The organism is Dankookia rubra (assembly GCF_004355005.1).
GTDB lineage: Bacteria > Pseudomonadota > Alphaproteobacteria > Acetobacterales > Acetobacteraceae > Paracraurococcus > Paracraurococcus ruber_A.
This window is the reverse complement of record NZ_SMSJ01000045.1, coordinates 1-23446: the sequence shown is the minus strand read 5'-3', so window position 1 is coordinate 23446 and position 23446 is coordinate 1. Positions and strand designations below refer to the sequence as shown.

Genomic DNA, 23446 nt, shown 5'->3' with positions numbered 1-23446 from the left:
GTCGCGCTGGCTCAGCAGGTCGTACATGCTGCCGCCGTCCCGGCGGAGATAGGCTAGGCTGCTCTCGGTGCAGAAGGCCAAGGCCTGTAGCTCGGTTCCCGCGGGCAGGCCGTCGCGCATCCCCATTGCCTCTATGACGAGGTGGACGGAGCGCTTGTTGATCTACTGCAGGTCGGGCGGGACCTTCGCAACCCGCTAGGCGATCCTCAGCACCTCCGCCTCTAGCTCGGCGGCTGGGTAGGCGCGGTTGGCGAAGCCATCAGCCGCCGCCTCCCTGCCCGTGATAGCGTCGCCGGTCAGGTACATCTCCATGGCGCTGCGCATGCCGAGCAGCCAGGGATGGAACTGCATGTCCGGCGGGCTCATCGGCCGCATCGGCGGGTAGCCGATCTGCGCGTCCTCGGCGACGTAGACCAGGTCGCAGGTGGTCGCCAGCTCGCTGCCGCCCGCCAAGCAATGGCCGTGCACCTGCGCGATCACCGGCTTGGCCAGGTCCCACATGCGCAGCCACCTCTGCACCACGTGGCGCGACCAGGGCCAGATGCCGCCCGCGGTCTGGTAGGGCTGCTCCTTCGAGCCCGCTTTCCACCGCCCTTGCCGGTCTTCCTAGCAGGACGGAAGCGGCCGCGGGGACGAACATGGCGGTGGCGGAGCCTGGCGTGGCCGCGTGGACGGCGCCGCGCGACGCCATGGCGGTGGCGCTGGCGCGCCACTGCCCATCGCGGGCTGCGCGACCGTGCCTGCCGAAGAGCGCAGGATGCGTGTCCAACCCCGCAGATGGACTACCCGGGGATGCGCACCGGCAGGCTGCGGATGCCGTGGATGAAGTTGCTGTAGAGCCGCCTCGGCGGCCCCAGCACCTCGATCTGCTCGAAGCGCGGCAGCAGCTCCTCCCACAGAATGCGCAGCTGCAACTCGGCCAGCCGGTTGCCAACGCAGCGGTGCACCCCGAAGCCGAAGGAGAGGTGCTGTCGCACCTTCGGCCGGTCGATGCGGAAGCTGTCCGGATCCTCGATCGCCTCCTCGTCGCGGTTGCCCGAGACGTACCACATGACCACCTTGTCGCCGGCGCGGATCCTCCTGCCGTGGATCTCCACGTCGCGGCTCGCCGTGCGGCGCATGTGGATCACCGGCGTGACCCAGCGGATGATCTCGGAGACGGCGCTCGGGATCAGCTCCGGGTTGGCGCGCAGCTTCGCCATCTCCCCCGGGTTCTCGGACATGGCCAGCAGTCCGCCGGACATGCTGTTCCGCGTCGTGTCGTTGCCGCCGACGATCAGCAGCGCCAGGTTGCCCATGAACTCACGCAGCGGCATCTCGCGCGTCGCCTCGCCGTGGGCGAGCATGGAGAGCAGGTCGAACTTCGGCGGGCCCTTGCGACGCTCCTCAAAGAGGCCGCTCATGGTGCCGGCCATCTCCTTCAGGATCTCGAAGCGCGCCTCCTCGGTCCGCACGGGGCTGTCCTCGGCGGCGACGTCGCAGATCGCGACGTCCGACCACCAGGTGAGCTTGCGCCGCTCCTCGTAGGGGAAGTCGAAGATGGTCGCGAGCATCAGCGTGGTCAGCTCGATGGAGACGTGCTCGACCCAGTCGAACTCCTCGTTCCGCGGCACGCCGTCGAGCACGCGGCGGGTGCGCTCGCGGATCAGCGGCTCCATCTTCGCCAGGTTGCCGGGGGCGACGATGGGCTGCACGACCTTGCGCTGCTCGTCGTGCTTCGGCGGGTCCGTGCGGATGAAGCTGGGCCGCTGCAGGTCTTTAGGCTGGTCGATCACCTGGATCCCGCCGATCTCCGAGGAGAAGGTGGCGTGGTCCACCTCGGTCGCCATGATGTCCCTGTAGCGGGAGAGCGACCAGTAGGGGCCGAAGCGGCTCTCGGGGCAGTGGTGGACCGGGTCCTCGCGGCGCAGGCGGGCGAAGTAGGGGCCCCAGGCCTGGTGCTCGTATAGGGCGGGGCTGGATACGTCGAAGCCCTCGATCGGGCCGGACGCGGCGGCGAGCAGGGCGTCGCGGCGAGGATTCTTGATTGCGTTCAAGGCGTTCGCTCCCTGGGGTTGTTGGGGCGAAGGTATGCCGTGACGGGCGCCGGTGTCGCGGGAAAATCGGGCGGGAGTGGGGGAAGAAAGGCCCTCCCTGCGGGCGGAGGAGAGGGTTGGGCGGGAGTGGCGCCACGGGCGGAGACCCCGAACGGACCTCACCCCCATCCTGACTCCCTCCCCCAAGGGGCACCCCGCGTGACGTGCTCCCCGTGGTTCCAGCCAGGGATCGGTTGGATCCGTCGACGGGCAGAGGACGACGCGACGGAGCCGGTTCACCGACGGGCAGATTCTCGGGATCCTATAGAGCCGGCTTGGGCCATCTTGAATCATGCGGTGGGGCGGACGGCGCAGGTGCCCGCAAAATTTCCAAATTTATCTAAGTGCACCCAAGCCGGCTCTATAATACCAATCCGCCTAAATCTTGACCTGCTTCAAGTAGGGGTAGCTGGTGAGGCTCCGTAGGCGCTCTGGGGTGAGTGCATTCCAGGCCCGGCAGAGCGCATCGACGATGGCGTCACCGGTGTCGAGCAGGCGGTGGCTCCAGTGCTTCTCACGCAAGTACAACCAGATCCGCTCCACCGGGTTGATCTCGGGTGAGTAGGGTGGCAGCCAGACCAGCGCGACGTTGCTCGGGATCACGAGCTTCTTGGCGGTATGCCAACCGGCACGGTCGAGCACCATGACGGCGTGCTCGTCCTCGGCCAGGGTTGCTGCAAACCGGGTGAGGAACTCGTTCATCGCCTTGACCGAGACCTCCGGCAGCACGAGGGCGAAGGCCTCACCGGTGGCTGGCCGGACGGCGGCGAAGAGGTGGGTCCAGCTGTAGCGCTGGTCACACAGGCCGGGCGGGCGCTCACCGCGGGTGAACCAGCGATGGCAGACGCGCCCCTTCTGGCCAAACCTGGCTTCATCCACGAACCACAGCGTCAGGCGCTTGTCGCTGTGCTCCGCTCGCGCCTCGTCGAGAGCGGCCTGCAGCCCCCCTTTGCAAACGCCTCGCGCGCTGCCGCATCCGCCTTTGGGTGCGACGGCCGCGCCTTCTGCCACGACAAGTCAAGCTGGTGCATCAGCTTGCCCATGCGCGAGGGGTGGTACGACACGCTCCAGCGCTGTTCGATCTCGCGGCACAGCTCCGCCAAGGTCCAGGCGCTCAGGCCCGTTGCCTCCACATCTGGCCCGTCCAGCACCACTTGCTTCAGCGCCGCTTTTTGTGCCCCGTCCAGCCGCGCTGGCCGTCCTGGGCGAGGTCGGTCGTGCAGTCCGGCAAGGCCCTCGGCGTTGTAGCGCACCACGGCATCTCGCGGCGCTTGCCGTTCCATACCAGCCAGCCGCGCCGCCTCGGCCCGCGATAGGCCCTCGAGCGCGCCCGCAATCGCCTGCATGCACGCTGCCGCCGCACGGTCCTCCTCCCGCCGCGCCAGCCGTCGCAGCTCCGCCGCCGGTACATCCGTGCAGATCGTCAGAGCTCGCCCACCCATCGCGTCCTCCCCAACCGGGTTGGACGCAATCAGAATCACCTCGGCCCGCGTCGCCTCAACTCACGTCTGAGTCAATAGAAACGCGGACCGGTATAACTGTCTGGCCACGGAGCATTGTCGAGCCCCGGTCGGGCGGGCGATCGTTGATTACGCCAACCGCTTCGAGCGCCTCCAAGGTGCCGGATCGTGCGGTCACCCATCTTGGTGATCCGTCCGAGCCGGTCTTTCCCACCGTTCGAGTTCTGCCGCGGCACGAGGCCGAGTCAGGCGCCGAAGTCACGCCCAGACCGGAATCCCTGGATGTCGGGAACCCCTGCCAGGATCGCACTCGCGGTGATTGAGCCAATACCCGGGACGGCAAGCAGCCGTGCGCCGTCGGGATCCGCCTTGCAGCGACAATTCATCCCCGCCTCCAACTGATCGATCTGCTTTCCGAGCTCCACAAGCTGGTCAATGAGCACATTCAGCGCATTCCGAGCCAAGGCCGGTATGGGGGCAGTGCATGTCAAACCAGTTGCCGCACTGATTTCGTAAGGTGAGGCTCTGCAGAAGCGTCCCGTCGATGGTCTCTGCCAGAGGCTCGCGGCCATAGCACCCAAGCATAATATAGATCGCCTAGGCCATCTCCTACCGCTCAGCATCGCTATTGATCCGGCTTGGGTAATCTCGGGACGACAGCGTTGAGAAAGCCGTGTTGTGTGCTGTCGAAGTCTTTATGAATGTACCTAAGATCGCCCAGGCCAGCGCAATAACAGGCCGTCCGCCACAAAATCCTTGGTACTTGGAAGCGACCAACGGGCTACCAGCACCTGCTCACGCATGGCGGTGAGGGAGATAGGCGACGTGAAATCAGCTTGCCTCTGGAAAGCCGCTGCGGTCGCCTACAGTCACTCCGGCAAGCCGTTCCAGCACCTTGACGATGGCCGACCCGTCCTCCTTGCCGTAGCCCGCAGCGCGCGCCATTTGATAAACCTGCTGGGTAACATTGGCGAGCAAGAGAGGTACGCCGAGTGCCTTGGCGAAGGCCGTTTCCAGCTCCTGGTCTTTGAAGGAGATGTCGGTCGTGCCTGAAGGCGAGAAGTCGCGCGCGATCATGCGTGGCACACTTCGTTCGAAGGCGTTACTGCGGCCGGTGCTGACGCCAATAACCTTCTCAATCTGTCGTGGATCAAGTCCGGCCTTGGTCCCAAGCACCATCGCCTCCGCCACAGCGACGTTGGTCACCTGCAGCAGCATGTTGTTCAGCAGCTTCATGGCAAGGCCATTGCCGAGTGCCCCGACATGAAAGACATTCCGGCCCATGGCGTGGAAGAGGTCCTCACAGGCAACAAAAGTCTCCGTCGCGCCCCCGACGATAATGGAGAGGGTGGCCGCTACGGCACCGGTTGTGCCGCCGCTAACAGGGGCGTCCACTAAGGCGATGCCGCGTGCCGCCAGATCTTCTCCCATGCGACGCAGGCAGAAAGGATCGATGGTGCTCATGCAGATGACGATGTGGCCACGTGCCGAACCCTGTCCGAGGCCGGCAGCGCCCGCGATCACCTCCTCGGCCTGCGCCGTGGTCTCAACCATGCAGATGGACCGCGTGGTGTCACGCGCCAGCGCTTGCGGAGTAGCGGCAATTTCGGCCCCCGCCTCTGCCAGGGCCTGCATCTTGCGTGCATTGATGTCGTGCACAACAAGGGAAAAGCCTGCCTTCAGCAGGTTGCGTGCCATGGGCTCCCCCATGTTGCCGAGGCCGACAAAGCCCGTCTTGCCAGCCATGGCTACAGCCCTCCGGTGACGTCGATGGTAAGGCCGGTGACAAAATCGGCATCCGAGGATGCCAGGAAACAGATAACCTTAGCCTGATCTGCAGCATCCCCCATGCGCCGAAGCGGCGTGCGCTCCAGATCTCGCGCCCGCGCCTCGGGCGGCCGCTGCTCCCAGCGTGGACGGATCCGTTCGGTGAGCGTAGTGGCCGGGGCGATAGCGTTGACGTTAATACCGTGCGGTCCAAGTTCGATAGACAGCTTTCTGGTGAGTGCAGTAATTCCGCCCTTGGCCGTTGCATAAGCGGCGGAGCTGGCCTCGCTGAGGCCGCGGCCAGCAATGGAGGCAAGGTTGACGATCTTGCCACGCTTTTGCTGTCGCATGACGGGAACGACAGCATGGGTGAGGAGAAAGGTTCCGGTCAGGTTGAAGTGCAGCAGCGCCTGCCATTCAGCGAGGGTCAAGACGTCAACTGTTGCGGCCGGGTCAGCGATTATGGTACTGCCGCCCACTGCGTTGACCAGCACATCAATGCGTCCGAAGCGTTTGGCTACATCTGTCACCAAGCCGTTCACTTGGCCTTCGTCTAGCGCGTCCGCGTGGTAGGCATGCGCCTGTCCGCCAGCCTGGAGAATGCCGTCCACTGCAGCGTTGAGGCGTTCAGCATGACTGTCCACCGCGATGACCGTGCCGCCCTCCCGCCCAATAATATCTGCAGTTGCACGGCCGATGCCACTTGCCGCTGCGGTAATAAGCGTGACTTGGTCCTGAAAGCGCATACCTTTCCCCCCCCCCGCCGGCCATGTTTATGGCTCTAGTCGTATAGGCTGCGCCGTCCATTCCATGCCGGTCAATTGGGGGCTCGTAATACCACCGGCCGGCCTCGCTTTCCGGTGCCCTCCAACGCATGCAAAGCCAAATCAGGATGCCGGGTTCGCGATCGCTTATTGCATGTCTACTCTTTGAAGAATTGATGCTGCATTGGGCCTGGCTGCGGTGTCGGGCCGGGGGCGGTTGCATGGGCTCGAGAGTAGTGCTCTGCCAAAAACGTCAGATTACCTCACCCGCGCAAGTCCCTTCCTCGATCGCTTGTAGAGCATCGAGTTCAGCCGGTTTCACAGCGCCGCCGATCTCGATTGGCTCAACGCCCTGGGCCCACAGCGCCTGGGCGAGGCCATTCTCGCTTTCCTAGTCGGAAACGGGCCGGCAGCGATGTCCAGACTCATGCTATATGGATCTCTGTTGCGATTCGACATCGCCTCACGGTGATTACGGGCTAGTCAGCAGGCGCCGATAGCGGCACGTTCGATCATCCCGCGCCACGCGGTCAGGGTCGCCTCCAGCCCTGCATAAAGGCGGGACTGTCGCCGGAGGCGCATTTCGCCTCGGAGTCCTGAACTTGGCCTGCCACTTTGGACGACGTCATGATGCCTCCTGCCGTCTTGCGTCCCCCGTCGAAGCGTGAAGGCTCATCAGCGCGGCTCCAGGCTTAGCACGGTAGCGCGGCCACTGGCGACGAGGCGGCCACCGTCGTCCAGCACCCGGGCGTCGGCCGTGCATATGCGTCTACCCTGGTGCACCACTGTGCCGATCAGTCGCATTGCCGTAGCTTGCGGGATCGCATGGTAGTCGGTGCGGAGGTTTACAGTGGCCGCAAGTAGCCCGGTCCGCGCGATTACCGCGAAGACTGCGCCGCTGTCGACCAAGGCAGCCAGCACGCCGCCATGCACCGCCCTCCGCTCCGGCGCGGAGATGAAATCTTCGCGCCACGCGACCGCGATCTCCACACCCTCGTCGTCGGCCCTGAAAACCTGCAGGCCAAGCCAAGTGTTATAGGGGCTGCGGTCCACCAAGGCCTGGATCCTGGCGCGCATCAGCCGAGCACTCCGCTCGATCGCAGGGCCGCGATACGTTCCTGGCTCAACCACCCTTCCAGCGCCGCCTCGGCGCCCGCTGCGGTAATGGGCTGAGGCGGGATGGGAGGCTCGGGCACCGTACGGCTGAAGCGCGGCGCGGCGGTCGGCTGCGGCACGCCGGCGACTTCCTGATAAGTGCCGCGAGCCTGCATGTGCGGGTGCTGCCGTGCCTCATCCAATGTAAGAATCGGCGCGAAGCAGGCATCGCTGCCCTCTAGCATCTGGCACCACTCATCGCGCGTCCGGCTACGGAACTCAGCGGCCAAGCGCTCGCGCGCTTCCGGCCAGCGGGTGCGGTCGTCCTGTGGCGGGAAGCTGGCCGGGTTGATCCCCAGCCGCTGAAGCAGTTCCGTGTGGAAGCGGCTTTCGATCGGAGCGATGGATACATAGTGTCCATCGGCGCACTCGTAGCTGTCATAGAAGTAGGCGCCGGAGTCCATAAAGTTGCTCCCGCGTTCGTCACGCCACAACCCAGCCGCCTGCAGGCCGTGGAAGGCCGTCATTAGGTGGGCGGTGCCATCCACGATCGCCGCATCGATGACTTGGCCCTTGCCGGAAGTGTTAACCTCCAGCATGGCGGAGAGCAGGCCGATGGCAAGGTAGAGCGAGCCGCCTGCATAATCGCCGAGAATGTTGAGCGGCGGACTGGGCGGCTGGCCAGCACGGCCGATAGCATGCAGCGCACCGGTGAGCGCGATGTAGTTCAGATCGTGCCCCGCGGCCTGCGCCAACGGACCATCTTGGCCCCAACCGGTCATCCGGCCGTAGACGAGCCGCGGATTGCGCGCGAGACATTCCGCCGGTCCGAGGCCGAGCCGTTCGGTGACGCCGGGGCGAAATCCTTCCACCAGGGCGTCGGCACCCTGGACTAATTCCAGGACTAGATCGCGGGCCTCCGGCCGCTTCACGTTCAGCGCCAGGCTATGCCGGCCGCGCAGTAGCAGGTTGTATTTCAGCGGGCGCTGGACACCGAGTTCCGGTGGATCCGGCCGGTCGATCCGCAACACCGTCGCGCCGAGATCGGCCAGCAGCATACAGCACATCGGCGCGGGGCCGATGCCGGCCAGTTCCACGATCCTCCTCCCGGCGAGCGGTCCCATGTCATTATCCTTCTGCTTGGTAGCGTTCGTTAGTGTGCCAGGACTGCAGCCCTAGATGCCGGGCGAAGGGCGGGGCGAGTGCCGCGGGGATGCGGACCGCCCGGCGTTCCAACACTAGCCGCGCGACTTCTGCGACGTCACCAGGCCTAGACGAGGCTTCTAGCGCGACGACCAGGGCCAGAGTCTCCGACGCCCAAGCGCCGTGCAGCGGGACGGCCAGCTGCAGCAGGTCAGGCGCGGCGAAATCGACGGCGGCAAGCCAACCCTGCCGGCGCAGCATGGCGATGCAGGGCAACAAGTCCTGAACCTTGAGTACCACTTGGCCGCTGGCACCTGCCTCGGCGTTTCGCCGATGTAGCAGCTGGCGCAGCTCGGCCTCTGAACACCGTGAAAGTAGGGCACGGGCCGGCCCGGGGGCGACGAGGTCCTGCCGGCAACGAGACGGCAGGCGAGGCAGGCGCGAATGCGCCGGTGGGACGGAAAGAATGGATTCGGCATGATGGGCGTTGCGTATCAACAGCCCGGTCGCCAGGCCACTGCGCTCCGCGACATCGCGGACGAGCTCTGGCAACGACCCTTCCCCACAGAGTCGCGGCGCCAGCCAGCCGGAGCCGAGCATCGCCACCCTGAGCGATGGGAGGTAGGTGCGTGCCCTGGCGTCGTGCCGAAGGTGGCCGCTAGCCACTAGGCTGTGCAGCAGGGCGGCGGTGCTCGATTGCGGGTAGCCGAGCGCCTGCGCCAGCTTCCGTGCAGTGGTCGGGCCCCGCTCGTAGTCAAAAAATTCGAGTATTTCCAATACCCGCGTGGCTGATTTCACCATCGGGTTCCGACCGGGGAATGCCGGGCGGACGCGGCTCCCGTCCAGCGGCATGATACTCTCCCTGTTGCGCCGGTGACCGGCTCTTGTTGAACGTTGTTCGTATATACGAACACCAGCGTAGATGTCTCGTCAATGGGCTTGACGGCAAGCGGCACCGAAGTTCAGATATAAGAACTTAGTTCGAGGAACAACAATTGACTTACAGTCTCACCGACGAACAGATCGCAGTGCGCGACCAAGTGCGTCGCGTGGCACAGGAACGCGTTGCGGCCCGCGCCGCGGAAATCGACCGCTCGGCCGAATATCCGCAAGACATGTTCGACCTGCTGCGCGAGCTTGGCCTCTTTACCCTGCCGTTTCCGCCCGAGCATGGCGGCTCCGGGAGCTTGCTGTCCGCGGTGCTGGCGATCGAGGAACTCGGCAGGGTCTGCTACAACACCGCCTATCTGCTGCTAGTGCAGTGGGCGCCACTTGGCGCCATCCTTGCCGGCGGCACGCCCGAGCAGAAGCAGCGCCTGCTGCCGGACCTTGCGGCCGGGTGGACCCGCGCCGCCTTCTCCCTCACCGAGCCGCAATCCGGCAGCGATGTTGCTGGCATCCGCACCCGCGCCCGCCGCGACGGCGACAACTACGTCCTTAGCGGTAGCAAGATCTGGTGCACCAACGCCGGCGTCGCCGATTTCATCATGGTTGGCTGCAAAGTCGAGGCCTCCGACGAGGTCTCTTTCTTCATCGTCGAGACCGACCGCGTCGGCTTCAGCATCGGAGCGAAGGAAGACAAGATGGGCGCACGTGGTGTGCCGAGCTACGCCATCTACCTCGACGACGTCCGGGTGCCGCGAGAGAACCGCCTAGGTGGCGAGGATGGCAAGTTCAAGGACGTGATGGAGGCGCTGAACCAATCGCGCCCGCTTATCGCCGCGCGCGGCCTTGGTCTCGCCCAGGGCGCTATGGACCACGCCGTCGTCTTCATTAAGGACCGCCGGGCGTTCGGTCAGCAGGTCTCGGATTTCCAGGGCGTGCGCTGGATTGTAGCGGACATGGCAATCCAGATCGAGGCGGCACGTCACCTGACTTATGCTGCGGCCGCAGCGGTCGATGCCGGGATGCGCGGCGGGGAAATGGCGCGGCTAGCGGCGAGCGCCAAATGCTTCGTCTCCGACACCGCGATGAAGGTGGCGACGGACGCAGTCCAGCTGTTCGGCGCCGCCGGCATCTCCAACGAGTATCCGATCAATCGCTATTTTCGGGACGCCAAGGTGCTGCAGATCATCGAGGGCACCAACCAGATCCAGCGCAACATCGTGGCGCGCAACATCATCGGTGCAGGAAAACGTTGACATGACTTACAAGAGCGATCTGCCGGTGCTCGGGCTCGGCCTCTACTACGAGGATCTGCCTCTCGGGCGAAAGTTCCAGACCATTGGGCGCACCATCACCGAACCCGACATCGTCGCCTTCATTAACTGCACCGGCATTACCGAGGTGCTGTTCACCAACCTGGAATTCCTGCGCGAGGAAAGCGACATCAAGGTGCGCCTAGCGCCGGGTTCGCTGGTCTACTGCTTCGCCGAGGGTCTGCTGGTGCACGCCACCATGCAGCATACCGGCTTCGCTTTCCTCGGGATGGAACTGAAGATTGAAAACCCGGTGCAGGCCGGCGACACCATCCACGTGGAATGCGAAGTGGTGGAGAGCCGGCGCAGCAAGAGCCGGCCAAACCGCGGCTTGGTGCGCACCTTCAACCGCGTGGTGAAGCAGGACGGCAGCGTGGCGCTGACCTATAACCCGCTGCGCATGGTGAAGGCACGGACGACCGGCGAATGAGCGGTCCGCTCGATGGCGTCCGGGTTATCGATCTCACGGTCAATGTGCTCGGCCCCATCGCCACCCAGATTCTCGGCGACATGGGCGCCGATGTGGTGAAAGTGGAATCGCCGCAGGGCGATCCCATCCGCCATGTCGGCGCGGCCCGCAACCCGGGCATGGGTAGCTACTTCCTCAACTGCAACCGCAATAAGCGCGGCATGGTGCTGGACCTGAAGCGGCCGGCGGGCCGGGCGGCGCTGGTGCGCCTGCTCGGCGATGCCGATGTCCTGGTGCACAACATGCGCCCAAGCGCTGCCCAGCGTCTGGGGCTGGACCATGCCGCGCTCACGGCGGCGCATCCCCGCCTCGTCCATGCCTCGGCTGCCGGCTTCCGGCAGAAGAGCCGGTGGTGGGACCGCCCGGCCTTCGACGATGTCATCCAGGGCATGAGCGGCATCGCTGCTCTGCATGCCGAGCGCGATGGCGAGCCGCGCTTCGTGCCGATGGTGATTGCGGATAAGTTCTGCGGCTACGTCCTGGCCTCGGCCATCGGCATGGCCTTGTTCCGGCGGGAGCGAACCGGTCGCGGGCAGGAGGTGCATGTCCCCATGCTGGAGACGATGCTGAACCTGAACCTGGTGGAGCACATGTCCTGGGGCACCTTCGGCGAGCCGGAGCGCGGCCTCGGTTACAGCCGCATGCTCACCCCCTATCGCCGGCCCTATCCGACGCAGGACGGCCATATCTGCCTGCTTGCCAATACCGACGAGCAATGGGCCCGGCTGTTCGCCGCCATCGAACGGCCGGAGCTGATCACCGACCCGCGCTTCGCCCGGCTGGTCGACCGCAGCCGCAACCTGCACGAGCTCTATTCCCTGCTCGACCAGTCCATGCCTTCACGGAGCACAGCCGAATGGCAGGAGCGTCTTGACGCGGCGGATGTGCCGAACGGTCCGGTCAATGCGTTGAAGGACCTCTTCACCGACCCCTACCTGCAGGAAACCGGCTTCTTCATGCCGATGGAGCACCCGTCGGAGGGCACAATGCTAACGCCCGCGGTGCCGGTCGCCTTCTCGGAATCACCTGGCGCGGTGCGCCGGCTGGCGCCGCGCCTCGGGGAGCATACCGAGGAGATTTTGACCGCTGCCGGCTTCAGCCCGGCCGAGATCGCCGAGGCACAGGCTTGAACGCCCGGGCCGATCGCCCTTAACGACCGCTGAAGCGCGGTGTGCGGCGCGCCTCGAAGGCAGCGAGCCCTTCGCTGACATCCTCGCTGAACAAGGCCGGCAGTACCTCCGTCATCTCACGCTGCAGCCCGCTCTCCAGGCTGGTCGCCAGCCCGTCTCGTGCCAGGCGTTTCATCAGCGCGATGCCCGACGCGCTCCGCCCGGCCAGCGCCGCCGCGTACCTCATGGATTCGGGGGCGAGTTCCTCATCCGCCACAACGTGGTTTACCAAGCCCCAGCGCTCGGCTTCCTCGGCTTCGATCCAACGGGCGCTGAACATGAGGTCGAGCGCTCGCCGCAGCCCGACGGCGCGCGGCAGCCTTTGGCTGCCGCCCCAGCCCGGAGCCAGGCCGTACTGCGCATGCTGGTCCCCAAATTTGGCGGTACGGGCTGCGAAGACGATGTCGCAGGCCAGCGCCAATTCCAGACCGCCGGCCAGACAGAGCCCTTGCACGGCGCCAACGACGGGGAGCGGGCTGGCCTCGAGCGAGGCGAGCGCCTCGTGCCCCGCCGCGAGAAATCCGGACAAAAGTCCACGGTTTTCGCGCATCCGTTTGACCTCGCCAAGCTCCGCGCCGGTGCAGAAGTGCTTGCCCTGGGCCAGCAGCAACACGACCCGCACGGCCGCATCGGCCTCGAAGCCGTGCAGCGCGGCTTTGATCTCGGCAAAGCCGAGCACGGAGAGGCAGTTGAACACCTGTGGCCGGGCAAGCTCGATGATGCCAACCATGCCTTCGGTGCGCGTGACGATGCGGGGTTCGGTTTCCATAGCTGGTCCTCCGGCCGACGAGCATAGGGCGTATCGGCGCAGGTTTGAATATTCGAATGCTGTTCGTAAGAGCGGTTGCGCTAGTCTGCCGGAAACGCGGGAGGATTTCGGCATGACTGACCGGCGCGGCCTGCTTCTGCTCGGCTTGCTGAGTCTGCCCCTCACTGCGCGGGCGCAGGACACCTATCCAAACCGGGCGATCCGCATTCACCTCGGCTTCGCTGCGGGCGGCCCGACCGACTTAGTCGCCCGGCGCTTCGCCGAGCGGTTGACGTCAACCTTCAGACACCCCGTCGTTGTCGAGAATAAGGCTGGCGCTAGTGGCACCATCGCGGCGGCCGAGGTCGCCCGGGCACGGGCGGATGGCTACACGCTGATGATCGCCACCTCCTCTTCCCACGCTATCGCCGCCTCGCTGATGCGGACGCCGACCTTCGATCCTATTGAGGACTTTGCGCCGATTACCCTCATCGGCGAAGTGCCGATGGTGATCGCGGTGCATCCGGCATTTCGCGCTCAATCGCTGCCCGAACTCATAGCGTTGCTGGTGCGCGAGCCGCGCGGCGCCATCAGCTATGCCTCATCCCGCGCCGACGGGATCGCCCACTTCACGGCCGAGTTGCTGATGCGCCAGGCCCGGTGGCCTGCTCATGACGCAGATCCCCTACCGCGGCGCCGGGCCGGCCCTGCAGGATCTGCTTGCCGGGCACGTGCCGGTCCGTGCCGGTCTATATCGGCACTTTCGCCACCACGCTCGAGCATCATCGTGCCGGCCGGCTGCGCATCATTGCGAATTTCTCGCGCGCGCGCTCACCCGCGGCCCCCGAAGTGCCAACCGCGATCGAGGCCGGGTGGTCGGGATGGTCGCCAATACCTACAACGCGCTGCTTGCCCCCGCCGCCATCTCGCCCAGTACAATGCAGGCCCTTCTGGACGCGGCACAGGGGGCGATGGCGGACCCTGCCTTCCAGGCATTCCTGACAAGTGTCTCGGTGCAGCCGGTTCCCGGCGTATCGCCGCAGGCGACGCGGGAGTATATGCAGGCCGAATTGCTGAAATGGCGCCCGATCATACAGGCCACGGGCATGACAATGGATCGATGATGGACGAGACTGGCAACTCGCCGCGCTCTCTCATGCGCGTGGTAGGGCTTTTCGAATCACTTTCGGCTGCGCCCCAGGGCCTGCCGCTGATGGATATCAGCGCAGCGCTGGAGGCGCCAAAGAGCAGCCTGCTCTCGCTGCTACGGCCGCTCGTGGCGCGCGGTTACCTGCAGCATGACGGCGTGCGCTACAGCCTCGGCCCGCAGGCCTTCCGCCTGGCGACCGGCATGTTGACCGCGCAGCGCACCCACGACCAGGTTCGCAGCGCAATGGAACGGCTGGCAGAAAGGACGGGAGAGTCGGTTTTCCTGACCGCCATCGACCGTGAGGCTGGTTTAGTCACCTATGTTGAGGTGATCGCCAGCTCCGCGCCTGTGCGTTACGTCGTTCCGGCTGGTAGCACGCGGCCGCTCTACAGTTCCGCCGCCGGCCGCGTTCTTTTGGCCTTCCAGGATCCCGAATGGCTCGAGGCCTATCTCAAGCGGACACCGCTGAAGGCGATCACGCCGCGCAGCGTCACCGGCATCACCGCGCTGCGGAAGATCCTCGCCGAGGTACGGCGGGAGGCAGTTGCCGTCACCGTCGGCGAGACGATCCAGGGAGCAGCGGGATGCGCCGCTCCAATTGTCGCCGCCGATGGCAGCGTTTCGGCCGCGCTGCTCGTGGGTGCTCCTGCCGACCGCTTCGAGCGCAGCCTGAAGCGGATCGTCGCCGCGGTAAAGGAGGCAGCGGCCGCCGCCTCGCCGGGGGTACCGCGCCTCGTGATTACAACGGCGAGTCCGTTGGGAAATTCGGCGGCCGCTTCTCGCGGAAAGCGGCCATTCCCTCCCGCACTTCGGGCCCGGTGAAGCCGAGGAATTCCAGCGCCAGCGAGGCATCGAAGATAGGCCCTGCCTGGCGTAGCCAGTTGTTCAGCGCATACTTCGTCCATCGGATCGACGAGGGTGGGCCCTCCGCCAAGCGGATCGCGATCTCGAGGCTCTTAACGTCTAGCGCCTCGTTGTCCACCGCAAGGCTGACGACGCCGATGCGCTCGGCCTCCTCGCCGCTCAGCGTATCACAGAGCAGCAAGTAGTATTTCGCCTTCGCCATGCCGCAGAGCAGCGGCCAGATGATCGCGCAGTGGTCGCCGGCTGCGACGCCTAGCTTGGTATGGCCATCGATGATACGCGCATCCTTCGCTGCCACGGAAACATCGGCCAGCAACCCAGCAACGAGACCGGCCCCGACCGCCGGGCCGCGGATGGCGCTGACGATCGGCTTCGAGCAATTGATAACGTTGTAGACGATGTCCTTTGCTTCCTTCCAGTTGCGGACCCGAGCTTCCCAGTCATCCGCAATGGACTCGGTCAGCGCCATGTCGCCGCCGGCTGAGAACACCTTGGGCCCGCCAGTCAGCAGCACCGCGGAGACCGTCGGGTCGGCGTCGATGTCGCGCCACACCGCGCCAAGCTCGCCATGCATGCGCTGGTCGGCCGTATTCATTCGACCGTTGTTCATGGTAACGCGCAGCACCCGCGGATGCGGGCGGTCGAACAGCAGGCGCTGGTAGTGAACGTAGCGATCGGTCATGACCTACTCCATGATGAGGGCTACACGCCCGATGACATGCCGGCCCTGCAGCGCGGCCAGCGCTTCGCGAAATTCTTCCAGCGGGAATCTGTGAGAGATGTGTGGGCGGAGCCGTCCTGCGGTCGCGTGGCGGTACATCCAGCCCTGGTAGGCCGCGCCGATCTCCGGCCGGCGCGACGCATCTTCCAGCGCCCGCACACCGACGACCGAGAGGCCCTTCAGCAACGGTTGGTTTCCAGGAATGCTTTGGATCCGTCCGGCGGCGAAGCCTACGACAAGAAGGCGGCCGGCCCAGGCCGTGCAGCGGAGTGAGGCGTCGAAGGTGTCGCCACCGACCGGGTCAAGCACAACGTCCGCACCACGGCCACCGGTGATTTCCATGACACGCTCGCAAAAATCCTCGCTCTGGTGGTCGATCAGATGGTGCGCACCGCGGCCGCGCGCCGCGGCCAGCTTCTCCGCCCCGCCTGCGACGGCGATGACGGTCGCGTCCAGCAGCTTCGCCACCTCTACGCTGGCCAAACCGACCCCGCCGCCGGCGCCATGCACCAGTACGGTTTCGCCCGGCTGCACCGCGCCGCGCTGCATCAAGGCATTGGCGGCCGTCGCAGTCGCGACATGAAAGCAGGCGCCCTCGGCGAAGGAGAAACCCTGCGGCAGCGGGAAAAGGCGCTCCGCCGCGACCACCGCCTGCTCGGCGAAGGCACCGTGGAAAGGCATCAGCGCAATGACGGCATCGCCCTCGTGCCAGCGCGTTACCCCGGATCCAGTCGCGGTGACGACCCCCGCCGCGTCGAAGCCGGAGACGAAGGGTAGCGGCGGCCGGAATTGATAGAGACCCCAGCTCATTAGCAGGTCGGGGAAGTTGAGGCCGGCGGCCCTGACTTTGATAGCAACCTCCCCCGGACCGGGCGGCGGCAGCGGGGCGACCTCTCGCAAACGCAATCTGTCGGGGCCAGATAATTCCTCACACAGTACGGCGCGCGGCATGGCCCTACTCCAAACGGATGCTGGCGGCTTGTATCACTGCCTGCCACTTCGCCGCCTCGCTCTCGAGGAAGACACGGTAGGCTTCGGTGCCGAGTGCCGTCGGGATAGTGCTTGACTGCTCGAGCCGGGCCTGCAGCTCTGGCTCGGCGAGCACGGCCAGCATCTCGCGGCTAAATCGTTCGATGATAGTGGACGCGGTTCCGGCGGGCGCCATCACACCGGCCCAACTTTCGGCGGTGTAACCAGCAAGCATCGATTCCGTAACGGTCGGCACTTCCGCCAGGCTGTCGACCCGTCGGGCACTGCCGATGGCAATAGCGTGTACGCTGCCGTCGCGTATGTAGCCGATCGCGGTGTTGGTCGTGTCCATGTAGAATTGGACCACGCCCCGCATAAGGTCGGTGAGCGCCGGCCCACCGCCGGAATAGGGAATGTGCGTAGAACTCGCGCCGATTTCCCGCAGCAGGCGCACCACAGCGAGATGCGTCGTGTTCCCTATTCCGGCCGAGGAATAGGAAAGCTCAGTGCCACGCGCCTTCAGCAGCGTGACAAATTCGGCCGGCGTCCGCGCCGGCACCGAGGGGTGGACAAGCAGGATGAGCGGCACGCTGACGGTGCCGACCACCGGGGTGAGATCACGCCGCCAGTCATAGCTCATCGCAGTGGTCATTGCCGGCGATGTGACGATAAAGGAGGTATTGTAGAGCATCGTGTAACCATCAGGTGCCGCGCGGGCGACGACCTGCGCGCCGATATTGCCCTGGCCACCGGCCCGGTTCTCGATCAGCACCGGCTGGCGGAGTCGATCGGTCATACGCTGCGCGAGCAAGCGCGCGGTGATGTCGGTGCCGCCGCCGGCTACGAAGGGCAGTACCAAGCGAACCGGCCGCTGCGGCCACTCGGCCTGCGCCCTGACTGCAGAGGGCAGGAGGAGAAGCAGGGAGGCAAGGCTGCCGGCAAGCCAGCGTGCCGACATAGAAGACAATTCTTGCATGCCGCGAAGCGTATCATGCAAGTGCAGCCGGTCGGGGCACGCCGCATAAATTCCACGGATGTGTTTCTTGCGGTTGGGCGGTGGCCGCACGTGCGCCCGCCGTGGCAGCCTCACGTAGTTATGGCAGAAGCTCCCGTCTTACTGCAGGTCGTTGGTCGCATGCTCAACCGTCCCGATCAGTTGAAAACGCTCGATGACAGTCTGGTGGAGGCTCTGTTGCAGGCCGAGGCAGATTCGGCCGTGCGCATCACCGTGCTTACCGGAGCAGGACACGCCTTCTTCGCCAGTGTGGATATCTGCGGGTTTGGCGGCGTGCACCCGGCCCAGTTGATCACCAAGCAGCGGCGCCTCTTCAACATGAACCGACGTGCCTACTACCAGACTCGGCACTCGCTGTTCTCGGCCATCGGCAAGTCGATAAGCAGCACGCTGAACGACGCGGTGGCTTGGCTCGGCTTGGTGGCCGAATACGGCATAGCGTGGATCCTCCGGCAGATGGTGGGCCATGCCAATGCGCTCGACCTGCTGCTCTCCGGCCGCAAGGTGGCGGCGTCGGAGGCGCTCTGCCTCGACTTCGCGCACCGGCTGCGTACGGTGGAGAAGTTGGCGGCGGCAATTCAGCGCTACGCCGCCGACTTTACCAGCCAGCAACTGCTTACCGCAGTCCATGCGGCTGATCAGAGCGGAGCTGTGGGAGACCCTGTTCCAGACGCCGCACGAGACGGTATCGATGGCCAACCGGGACATGCTGCTAACCAACGACTTGATCGACTTCAAGGAAGGGGTCGCGGGCTTTCGCGCCAAACGTTTCCCCACCTTCGCGGACCCGATCTAGTCAATGGCGGTCGACACATAAGCAGAGGACGGCATCATGCGGGGATTGAGCGGAAAGCGTGTGATTGTGACGGGCGGCGCCAGCGGCATCGGGCGCGCCACAACGCTGCGGCTGGCGGAGGAAGGCTGTATCGTCGGCGTACTCGACCTGAACGAGGCAGGCGCCAGAGAGACCGCCGCGATGGCGCCGTCTGGCGCAGTCCACGTCTATCCCACCGACATCACTGATTATGCGGCGGTGGAGCATGCAGTTAGTGGCTTCGAAGCGGCGCATGGCCCGACGGAGCTGCTGGCGAACATCGCCGGCTGGGATCTGCCCAAGCCCTTCCTCGATACGACGCTGGATTTTTGGGACAAGGTCATCCGCATCAACCTCTATGGCCCGCTACACCTGCAGCACATCGTGCTGCGGGGCATGGCAGCGCGCGGCTTCGGGCGGGTGGTGAACGTCGCCTCGGATGCCGGGCGCGTCGGCTCCTCGGGCGAGGCAGTCTATTCTGCCTGCAAAGGCGGCGTCATCGCTTTCACCAAGACTATGGCGCGCGAACTCGCCCGCCAGGGCATCACGCTCAACGTGCTTTGCCCAGGCCCGACCGATACGCCCTTGTTTGCCCAGTTCAGTGCTTCGGCCGGCACCAAGCTCGGGGAGGCACTGACCAAGGCGATCCCGCTCCGCCGGCTGGGACGTCCAGAGGACTACCCGGGAACCATCGCCTTCTTGCTCTCGGACGATGCCGGCTTCATGACGGGCCAGACGATCAGCATCTCCGGCGGCCTGACGATGAGCTGAGAAATGGCCGATCTCAAGTTTAACCGCGACGGCCTTGTCGCCACGTTGACTCTGAACTGGCCGGAGCGGCTGAACGCCTTCTCCGACGAGATGCTGCGGGAGCTGATGGCCGCGCTGGAGGAGCTGGAGGATTTGGAGGAGTTGGCCGCCGATACCGCGATCGGCGCCATCGTACTGACTGACGCTGGCCGCGCCTTCTGCGCAGGTGGCGACATGAAGGCAATGGTAATCCGCGCGGTGCGTACTCAGGAACAGCGGATCGACGATCTACTCTGGAAGCAACGCATCCCCCTAGCGCTCAAGCAGCATCTGAAACCCATGATCAACGGTTCCGCCTTTGGCGCCGGGTTTGGCATTGCCCTCGCCTGTGACCTTAGTCTGGCCGCAGATTCGGCGAAGTTCGGCACCGCTTTTGTTAAGATCGCCTTCTCCGGTGACTTCGGCGGGACCTACACCCTCACCCACCTGCTCGGCACGGCCAAGGTGCGGGAGCTATACCCGCTGGGCGATATTCTGACGGCTTAGGAGGCGCTGCGGACTGGCCTTATTGGCGCGGTGCACCCGGCGACTGACCTTGCCATCGCCGCCTTCGCCGAGCGCCTCGCCCGCGGGCCACGCATGGCCCACGGCTACATCAGGCGAAACCTGCTCGCCGCCGAGACGGAAAGCCTGGCGACGATATTGGAGCTGGAGGCCCTCCACCAGATCCGCACTGCCTTCACTGAGAATCACCATGAGGCCATCGAAGCCTTCGCCGAGAAGCGCGAACCGCAATTCCGGGGAAGCTAAGGAGGACTATAGAATGCGGCGCAGAACCCTCTTGGCCGGTGGCCTGGCCGGCATGGCTGCTCGCCCCCGCGCCTGGGCGCAGCCGGCCTATCCAGACCGGCCTATCCGAGTCATTGTTTCCTTCGCTGCCGGCGGTCCGACAGACATCGTTATGCGCAAGCTGGCGGAAAAAATGGCGCCGCTGCTGGGCCAGCCCATCGTCGTCGAAAATCGCACCGGGGCGAGCGGGACGATCGGCAGCGCCGAGGCGGCGCGGGCCCGGCCGGATGGGTATACGCTGCTGGTCGCAGTCTCATCCAGCCACTCCATCGCCGCGAACCTGATGCGCCAGCCGGGCTTTCACCCGGTGAACGACTTCGCCGGCGTCGGCGTCATCTGTGTCGTCCCGATCTGTATTGGCGTGAACCCGTTGGTGCCGGCGCAGACGCTGGCCGAACTGGTCGCGCTGGTGAAGCGCGAGCCGGGGCGATATTCCTTCAGCACCTCGGGCACCGGGGGCGTGGCGCACTTGGCGGCCGAGTTGTTCATGCGTCAGGCCGGCGGGCTGCGAATGAACCACATTCCCTATCGTGGCGCCGGCCCCGGGTTGCAGGATGTGATGGCCGGGCATGTCCCGATCTACATCGATTCTGCCGGCAACGCAGTGGATGCGCACCGGTCCGGCCGCCTTCGCCTGCTAGCGCAATTCGTGGAGCGGCGGGTGAGCGCGCTCGCCGACGTGCCTACGGCGCTGGAAAGCGGCATCCCGGAGATGATTGCTTATACCTACAACGCCATCCTGACGCCGGCGCACACGCCAGCCAGGCCGATTGCGGCGCTGCACGGCGCGATGCGTCGGGTCATTGCCGATACGGATTTTCGTGAGTTCCTCCGCACTGTGGCCGCCGAGCCGCTGGACTCTACGCCGGAGTCGACCTTGACCTTCGTGAAGAGCGAGTACGAAAAGTGGCAACCCATCATCCGCGATGCCGGGCTTACGATCGAATAGCGCAGGGTCGCACTAGGAGAGAACGGCGATGAGTGGGCCGCTCACGGGCATCAGGGTCATCGATCTGACGATCAACATGCTGGGCCCGCTGGCCACGCAAACGCTGGGCGACATGGGCGCCGACGTTATTAAGGTCGAGCCACCGGACGGCGACCCGATGCGGAACCTCGGCCCTGCGCGCAATCCAGGGTTGGCTGCCTACTTCTTGTCGGTGAACCGCAACAAGCGCAGCGTCGTACTGGACCTGAAGCAGCCGGCGGATAAGGATGCGTTGCTGCGCCTTGTCGCTGGCGCGGACGTGCTGGTCCACTCGATGCGACCCCGGGCGGCAGAGCGGCTTGGCATCGACTATGCCACGCTGGCGCCGGTCAATCCGCGCCTCGTGCATGTCGCGGCCTCCGGCTACCACAAAGATGGCCCCTGGCGCGACCGGCCGGCCTATGACGACGTGATACAGGGGCAGAGCGGCCTGGCAGCGATGAACGCCCGCGCGAATGGCGAGCCGCGCTATGTGCCAATGGCCATGGCGGACAAGCTGTGCGGCCTGGTAACGGCCAGCATGGTGGCAATGGCGCTGGTACACCGCGCCTCGACCGGCCAGGGCCAGGCGGTGCATGTGCCGATGTTCGAGACCATGCTGGCCTTCAACCTGGCGGACCACCTCTACCACGGCGTGCTGGACGAGCCGGAGAAAGGGCTTGGCTATCCGCGTATGTTTACGCCACACCGCCGGCCCTACGCGACACAGGATGGGTATATCTGCCTGCTGGCGCAGAACCAAGCGCATTGGCGCAATCTTCTGGGTGCTCTTGGCCAGCTCGAGCTGATCGACACCCCGCGCTTCAATACCTACGCCGCTCGCGCCACAAATATCGATGCGCTTTACGCGATCGTGGCGGAGGGGATGCGATCCCGTAGCACGGCAGAGTGGCTTGCTCTGCTAGAGGAACTGGACGTGCCGGCGGCGCCGATGAACAGCATCGAGGATCTCTGGAGCGATCCATACCTCGCGGATACCGGTTTTTTCCGGCGCATGCAGCACCCGTCGCAGGGCACCATGGTGACCATTGCCATCCCGCAGAGCTTCTCTGCCTCGCCGCCCGGCATAACCCGCCTGCCGCCGCGGCTTGGGGAGCATACCGAGGAGATCCTGGCCGAACTTTCGGGGCCTATGCCGGGCGAGGGATGACGTTGGCCAACGCGAAGCACGTGGGTGATCCCGCCTATCGTGCCAGGTCTAGCGCAAGCGGCAATGAAGGAGAAACGCCGGTGCACCGGCGTGGTCAAAACCGGGTCACACGCAATGCGGGGTTGGCGCTGTCGGGATGGGTATTGGCACCGTCGGGCTTTCACAGGTCGGGCGGGTATGGACTGAGGTCCAGGCGCGGTAATCAGGCTGCTGTCCGAGAGCAACTGCAAGGACCTGGCCATCAAGGGATTGGCCAGTTCAGAGACAGTCAGCGGCTTGGCCGCTCGGCACGGGATGAGCAGCAAATTCGTCGACCAGCAGACGCACAAGGCCCGCGCGGCGTTGGATGACGCCTTCTCATCTGCGACGCCCGACGAGGCAATGCTGTTTGAGCTGGCGGGCAACAATAACTGGCGGCGAGTGATCGTCGCACTGCCGCTGATCTGCCACAGTTCTTACCGCGGCGGCGTCGAGTTCCTGCGCGACCTTCTGGGCCTCTCCGTCAGCATGGGCTAGGTGCACAGCCCGGCCGGAGCTACGCTCCACGCTGCGAAACCCCGGTGGTTCGCCCCAACCACCGACGCGCCAATGTCGGCCTGGTCTCGGCGGTGACCAACAGGGGCGAGGTGTGCTGGATGGTGCTCGACGGCGCGATCAAGGCGCCGATCCTGATCCGCTTCCTCGAGCACCTAGTCCGTGACGCCGGCCGCAAGGTGTTCCTCATCCTCGACAGGTTGCAGGTGCACCGGGCAGGTCTGGTGCGCGCGTGGCTGGACGGTCGCCAGGATCAGATCGCGGTTTTCTACCTCCTGGCCTATAGCCTCGACCTCAACCCGGATGAGAGCCTGAACGATGATGTCAAGCAGGCCGTCACCGCCAGGCCGCTCGCCTGCAGCAAGGGGCACATTAAACAGACAGTTATCACCCACATGCGGTACTCGGGGCGGATTCACGGGCACGCAGGTGCAGTATCGATCGGTTCGGCTTTTGAAAGCCGCTGTCTGCCAACAACTTCAGCCGTTGCTATACCGGGTCCGCCTCGACCCTGCCCGTGAATCTGCCCCGGGTGCCCACATGCGCAGCCTGTCCAAACGGCCAAAGCGCGTTGCGCATTCTTCCGCCATCCGCAGTTTCGCTACGCAGCTTGATTCAAGAACACCGGAGTCAGCTCAATAATGGTAGCTGCTCATCCCCGGTGTTGCTGGGTCGCGTTGGAAGGCTTCGCCGGGCGCTTGACGTAACCGCATGATGTTTGATTCAAGCTCTGGATGGACCGGCTCCCCGCTCT

24 protein-coding genes and 3 pseudogenes are annotated in these 23446 nt (G+C 65.2%); 12 read left to right on the top strand and 15 right to left on the bottom strand.

Annotated elements, in window-relative coordinates; translation table 11 throughout:
• Nucleotides 1-195: 195 nt before the first annotated feature.
• The 10 genes and pseudogenes from E2C06_RS23905 to E2C06_RS23855 form a co-directional block, all read right to left on the bottom strand.
• The gene (locus tag E2C06_RS23905; RefSeq protein ID WP_277751869.1) at nucleotides 196-519 is read right to left on the bottom strand and encodes an enoyl-CoA hydratase-related protein; all 324 of its coding nucleotides are present in this window, start codon (nucleotides 517-519) and stop codon (nucleotides 196-198) included.
• A gap of 263 nt (nucleotides 520-782) precedes the next feature.
• The gene (locus E2C06_RS23900) at nucleotides 783-2036 is read right to left on the bottom strand and encodes a cytochrome P450 (protein ID WP_206664668.1); all 1254 of its coding nucleotides are present in this window, start codon (nucleotides 2034-2036) and stop codon (nucleotides 783-785) included.
• Nucleotides 2037-2453: 417 nt separating this feature from the next.
• Entirely contained in the window at nucleotides 2454-2954 is a 501-nt protein-coding gene (locus tag E2C06_RS40390) for an IS630 family transposase (protein WP_165982615.1), read from the bottom strand.
• An 11-nt stretch (nucleotides 2955-2965) separates the two neighbouring features.
• On the bottom strand, nucleotides 2966-3556 hold the full coding sequence (locus E2C06_RS40385) for an IS630 family transposase (protein ID WP_133291110.1): 591 nt from the start codon (nucleotides 3554-3556) through the stop codon (nucleotides 2966-2968).
• 134 nt (nucleotides 3557-3690) lie between these two features.
• Nucleotides 3691-3885: pseudogene (locus tag E2C06_RS39685) on the bottom strand (transposase); the annotation flags it as partial.
• Nucleotides 3886-4366: 481 nt separating this feature from the next.
• Nucleotides 4367-5281: an NAD(P)-dependent oxidoreductase gene (locus tag E2C06_RS23875; protein ID WP_133291107.1), complete on the bottom strand. Its 915-nt coding sequence runs from the start codon at nucleotides 5279-5281 to the stop codon at nucleotides 4367-4369.
• Nucleotides 5282-5283: 2 nt separating this feature from the next.
• Nucleotides 5284-6048: an SDR family NAD(P)-dependent oxidoreductase gene (locus E2C06_RS23870; RefSeq protein WP_133291106.1), complete on the bottom strand. Its 765-nt coding sequence runs from the start codon at nucleotides 6046-6048 to the stop codon at nucleotides 5284-5286.
• A gap of 693 nt (nucleotides 6049-6741) precedes the next feature.
• Nucleotides 6742-7143 carry a PaaI family thioesterase gene (locus E2C06_RS23865; RefSeq protein WP_133291105.1) on the bottom strand — a complete coding sequence of 134 codons (402 nt, stop codon included), beginning with the start codon at nucleotides 7141-7143 and terminating at the stop codon, nucleotides 6742-6744.
• Nucleotides 7143-8285 carry a CaiB/BaiF CoA transferase family protein gene (locus E2C06_RS23860; protein ID WP_133291104.1) on the bottom strand — a complete coding sequence of 381 codons (1143 nt, stop codon included), beginning with the start codon at nucleotides 8283-8285 and terminating at the stop codon, nucleotides 7143-7145. Before E2C06_RS23860 ends, E2C06_RS23865 begins: the two co-directional genes overlap by 1 nt.
• A 4-nt stretch (nucleotides 8286-8289) precedes the next feature.
• Nucleotides 8290-9156, bottom strand: a complete 867-nt coding sequence (locus tag E2C06_RS23855) for a helix-turn-helix domain-containing protein (RefSeq protein WP_133291103.1) — start codon at nucleotides 9154-9156, stop codon at nucleotides 8290-8292.
• Between the two features lie 143 nt (nucleotides 9157-9299).
• Between E2C06_RS23855 and E2C06_RS23850 the strand changes: the two genes are divergently transcribed.
• The 3 genes from E2C06_RS23850 to E2C06_RS23840 are packed head-to-tail and all read left to right on the top strand — an operon-like array spanning nucleotide 9300 to nucleotide 12101.
• The gene (locus tag E2C06_RS23850; protein ID WP_133291102.1) at nucleotides 9300-10445 is read left to right on the top strand and encodes an acyl-CoA dehydrogenase family protein; all 1146 of its coding nucleotides are present in this window, start codon (nucleotides 9300-9302) and stop codon (nucleotides 10443-10445) included.
• A 1-nt stretch (nucleotide 10446) separates the two neighbouring features.
• Nucleotides 10447-10932: an FAS1-like dehydratase domain-containing protein gene (locus tag E2C06_RS23845; RefSeq protein ID WP_133291101.1), complete on the top strand. Its 486-nt coding sequence runs from the start codon at nucleotides 10447-10449 to the stop codon at nucleotides 10930-10932.
• Nucleotides 10929-12101 (top strand): CaiB/BaiF CoA transferase family protein, encoded by a 1173-nt coding sequence (locus E2C06_RS23840; RefSeq protein WP_133291100.1) that lies wholly within the window; start codon nucleotides 10929-10931, stop codon nucleotides 12099-12101. Before E2C06_RS23845 ends, E2C06_RS23840 begins: the two co-directional genes overlap by 4 nt.
• A 19-nt stretch (nucleotides 12102-12120) precedes the next feature.
• Here the strand turns inward: E2C06_RS23840 and E2C06_RS23835 are convergent, their stop codons facing one another.
• Nucleotides 12121-12909: an enoyl-CoA hydratase/isomerase family protein gene (locus E2C06_RS23835; protein WP_133291099.1), complete on the bottom strand. Its 789-nt coding sequence runs from the start codon at nucleotides 12907-12909 to the stop codon at nucleotides 12121-12123.
• Here E2C06_RS23835 and E2C06_RS40865 point away from each other — a divergent pair.
• From E2C06_RS40865 to E2C06_RS39675, 3 genes and pseudogenes are all read left to right on the top strand, one after another.
• Nucleotides 12857-13528, top strand: a pseudogene (locus tag E2C06_RS40865) (tripartite tricarboxylate transporter substrate-binding protein); the annotation flags it as partial. The gene E2C06_RS23835 and the pseudogene E2C06_RS40865 overlap by 53 nt on opposite strands.
• Nucleotides 13529-13559: 31 nt before the next feature.
• Complete coding sequence (locus tag E2C06_RS40380; protein ID WP_277751866.1) at nucleotides 13560-14012, top strand: tripartite tricarboxylate transporter substrate-binding protein; 453 nt, start codon at nucleotides 13560-13562, stop codon at nucleotides 14010-14012.
• Entirely contained in the window at nucleotides 14009-14860 is an 852-nt protein-coding gene (locus E2C06_RS39675; protein ID WP_241671441.1) for an IclR family transcriptional regulator, read from the top strand. The genes E2C06_RS40380 and E2C06_RS39675 overlap by 4 nt, the downstream gene beginning before the upstream one ends.
• On the opposite strand, the gene E2C06_RS23825 is transcribed toward E2C06_RS39675, so the two are convergent.
• From E2C06_RS23825 to E2C06_RS23810, 4 genes are all read right to left on the bottom strand, one after another.
• Nucleotides 14778-15584, bottom strand: a complete 807-nt coding sequence (locus E2C06_RS23825) for an enoyl-CoA hydratase/isomerase family protein (protein ID WP_133291097.1) — start codon at nucleotides 15582-15584, stop codon at nucleotides 14778-14780. The two genes, E2C06_RS39675 and E2C06_RS23825, sit on opposite strands and share 83 nt — an antisense overlap.
• A gap of 3 nt (nucleotides 15585-15587) precedes the next feature.
• Nucleotides 15588-16574 (bottom strand): NADPH:quinone oxidoreductase family protein, encoded by a 987-nt coding sequence (locus tag E2C06_RS23820; protein ID WP_133291096.1) that lies wholly within the window; start codon nucleotides 16572-16574, stop codon nucleotides 15588-15590.
• A 4-nt stretch (nucleotides 16575-16578) separates the two neighbouring features.
• Nucleotides 16579-17550, bottom strand: coding sequence for a Bug family tripartite tricarboxylate transporter substrate binding protein (locus E2C06_RS23815; RefSeq protein ID WP_165982619.1), 972 nt, complete (start codon nucleotides 17548-17550; stop codon nucleotides 16579-16581).
• A gap of 156 nt (nucleotides 17551-17706) precedes the next feature.
• A complete protein-coding gene (locus tag E2C06_RS23810; protein ID WP_165982618.1) occupies nucleotides 17707-18306 on the bottom strand; it encodes a hypothetical protein in 600 nt (199 codons plus the stop codon).
• Between the two features lie 157 nt (nucleotides 18307-18463).
• Here E2C06_RS23810 and E2C06_RS23805 point away from each other — a divergent pair, with 157 nt between their 5' ends.
• The 6 genes and pseudogenes from E2C06_RS23805 (at nucleotide 18464) to E2C06_RS23775 (ending at nucleotide 23213) form a co-directional block, all read left to right on the top strand.
• A complete protein-coding gene (locus E2C06_RS23805) occupies nucleotides 18464-19192 on the top strand; it encodes an SDR family oxidoreductase (RefSeq protein WP_206664667.1) in 729 nt (242 codons plus the stop codon).
• 3 nt (nucleotides 19193-19195) lie between these two features.
• Nucleotides 19196-19981: pseudogene (locus E2C06_RS39670) on the top strand (enoyl-CoA hydratase-related protein).
• 13 nt (nucleotides 19982-19994) lie between these two features.
• Entirely contained in the window at nucleotides 19995-20969 is a 975-nt protein-coding gene (locus E2C06_RS23790) for a Bug family tripartite tricarboxylate transporter substrate binding protein (protein WP_165982616.1), read from the top strand.
• A gap of 28 nt (nucleotides 20970-20997) precedes the next feature.
• Nucleotides 20998-22158 carry a CaiB/BaiF CoA transferase family protein gene (locus tag E2C06_RS23785; RefSeq protein ID WP_133291090.1) on the top strand — a complete coding sequence of 387 codons (1161 nt, stop codon included), beginning with the start codon at nucleotides 20998-21000 and terminating at the stop codon, nucleotides 22156-22158.
• A 294-nt stretch (nucleotides 22159-22452) separates the two neighbouring features.
• Nucleotides 22453-22674 (top strand): hypothetical protein, encoded by a 222-nt coding sequence (locus tag E2C06_RS23780; RefSeq protein ID WP_133291089.1) that lies wholly within the window; start codon nucleotides 22453-22455, stop codon nucleotides 22672-22674.
• Nucleotides 22569-23213, top strand: a complete 645-nt coding sequence (locus E2C06_RS23775; RefSeq protein WP_133291088.1) for a transposase — start codon at nucleotides 22569-22571, stop codon at nucleotides 23211-23213. Before E2C06_RS23780 ends, E2C06_RS23775 begins: the two co-directional genes overlap by 106 nt.
• Nucleotides 23214-23446 lie beyond the last annotated feature (233 nt).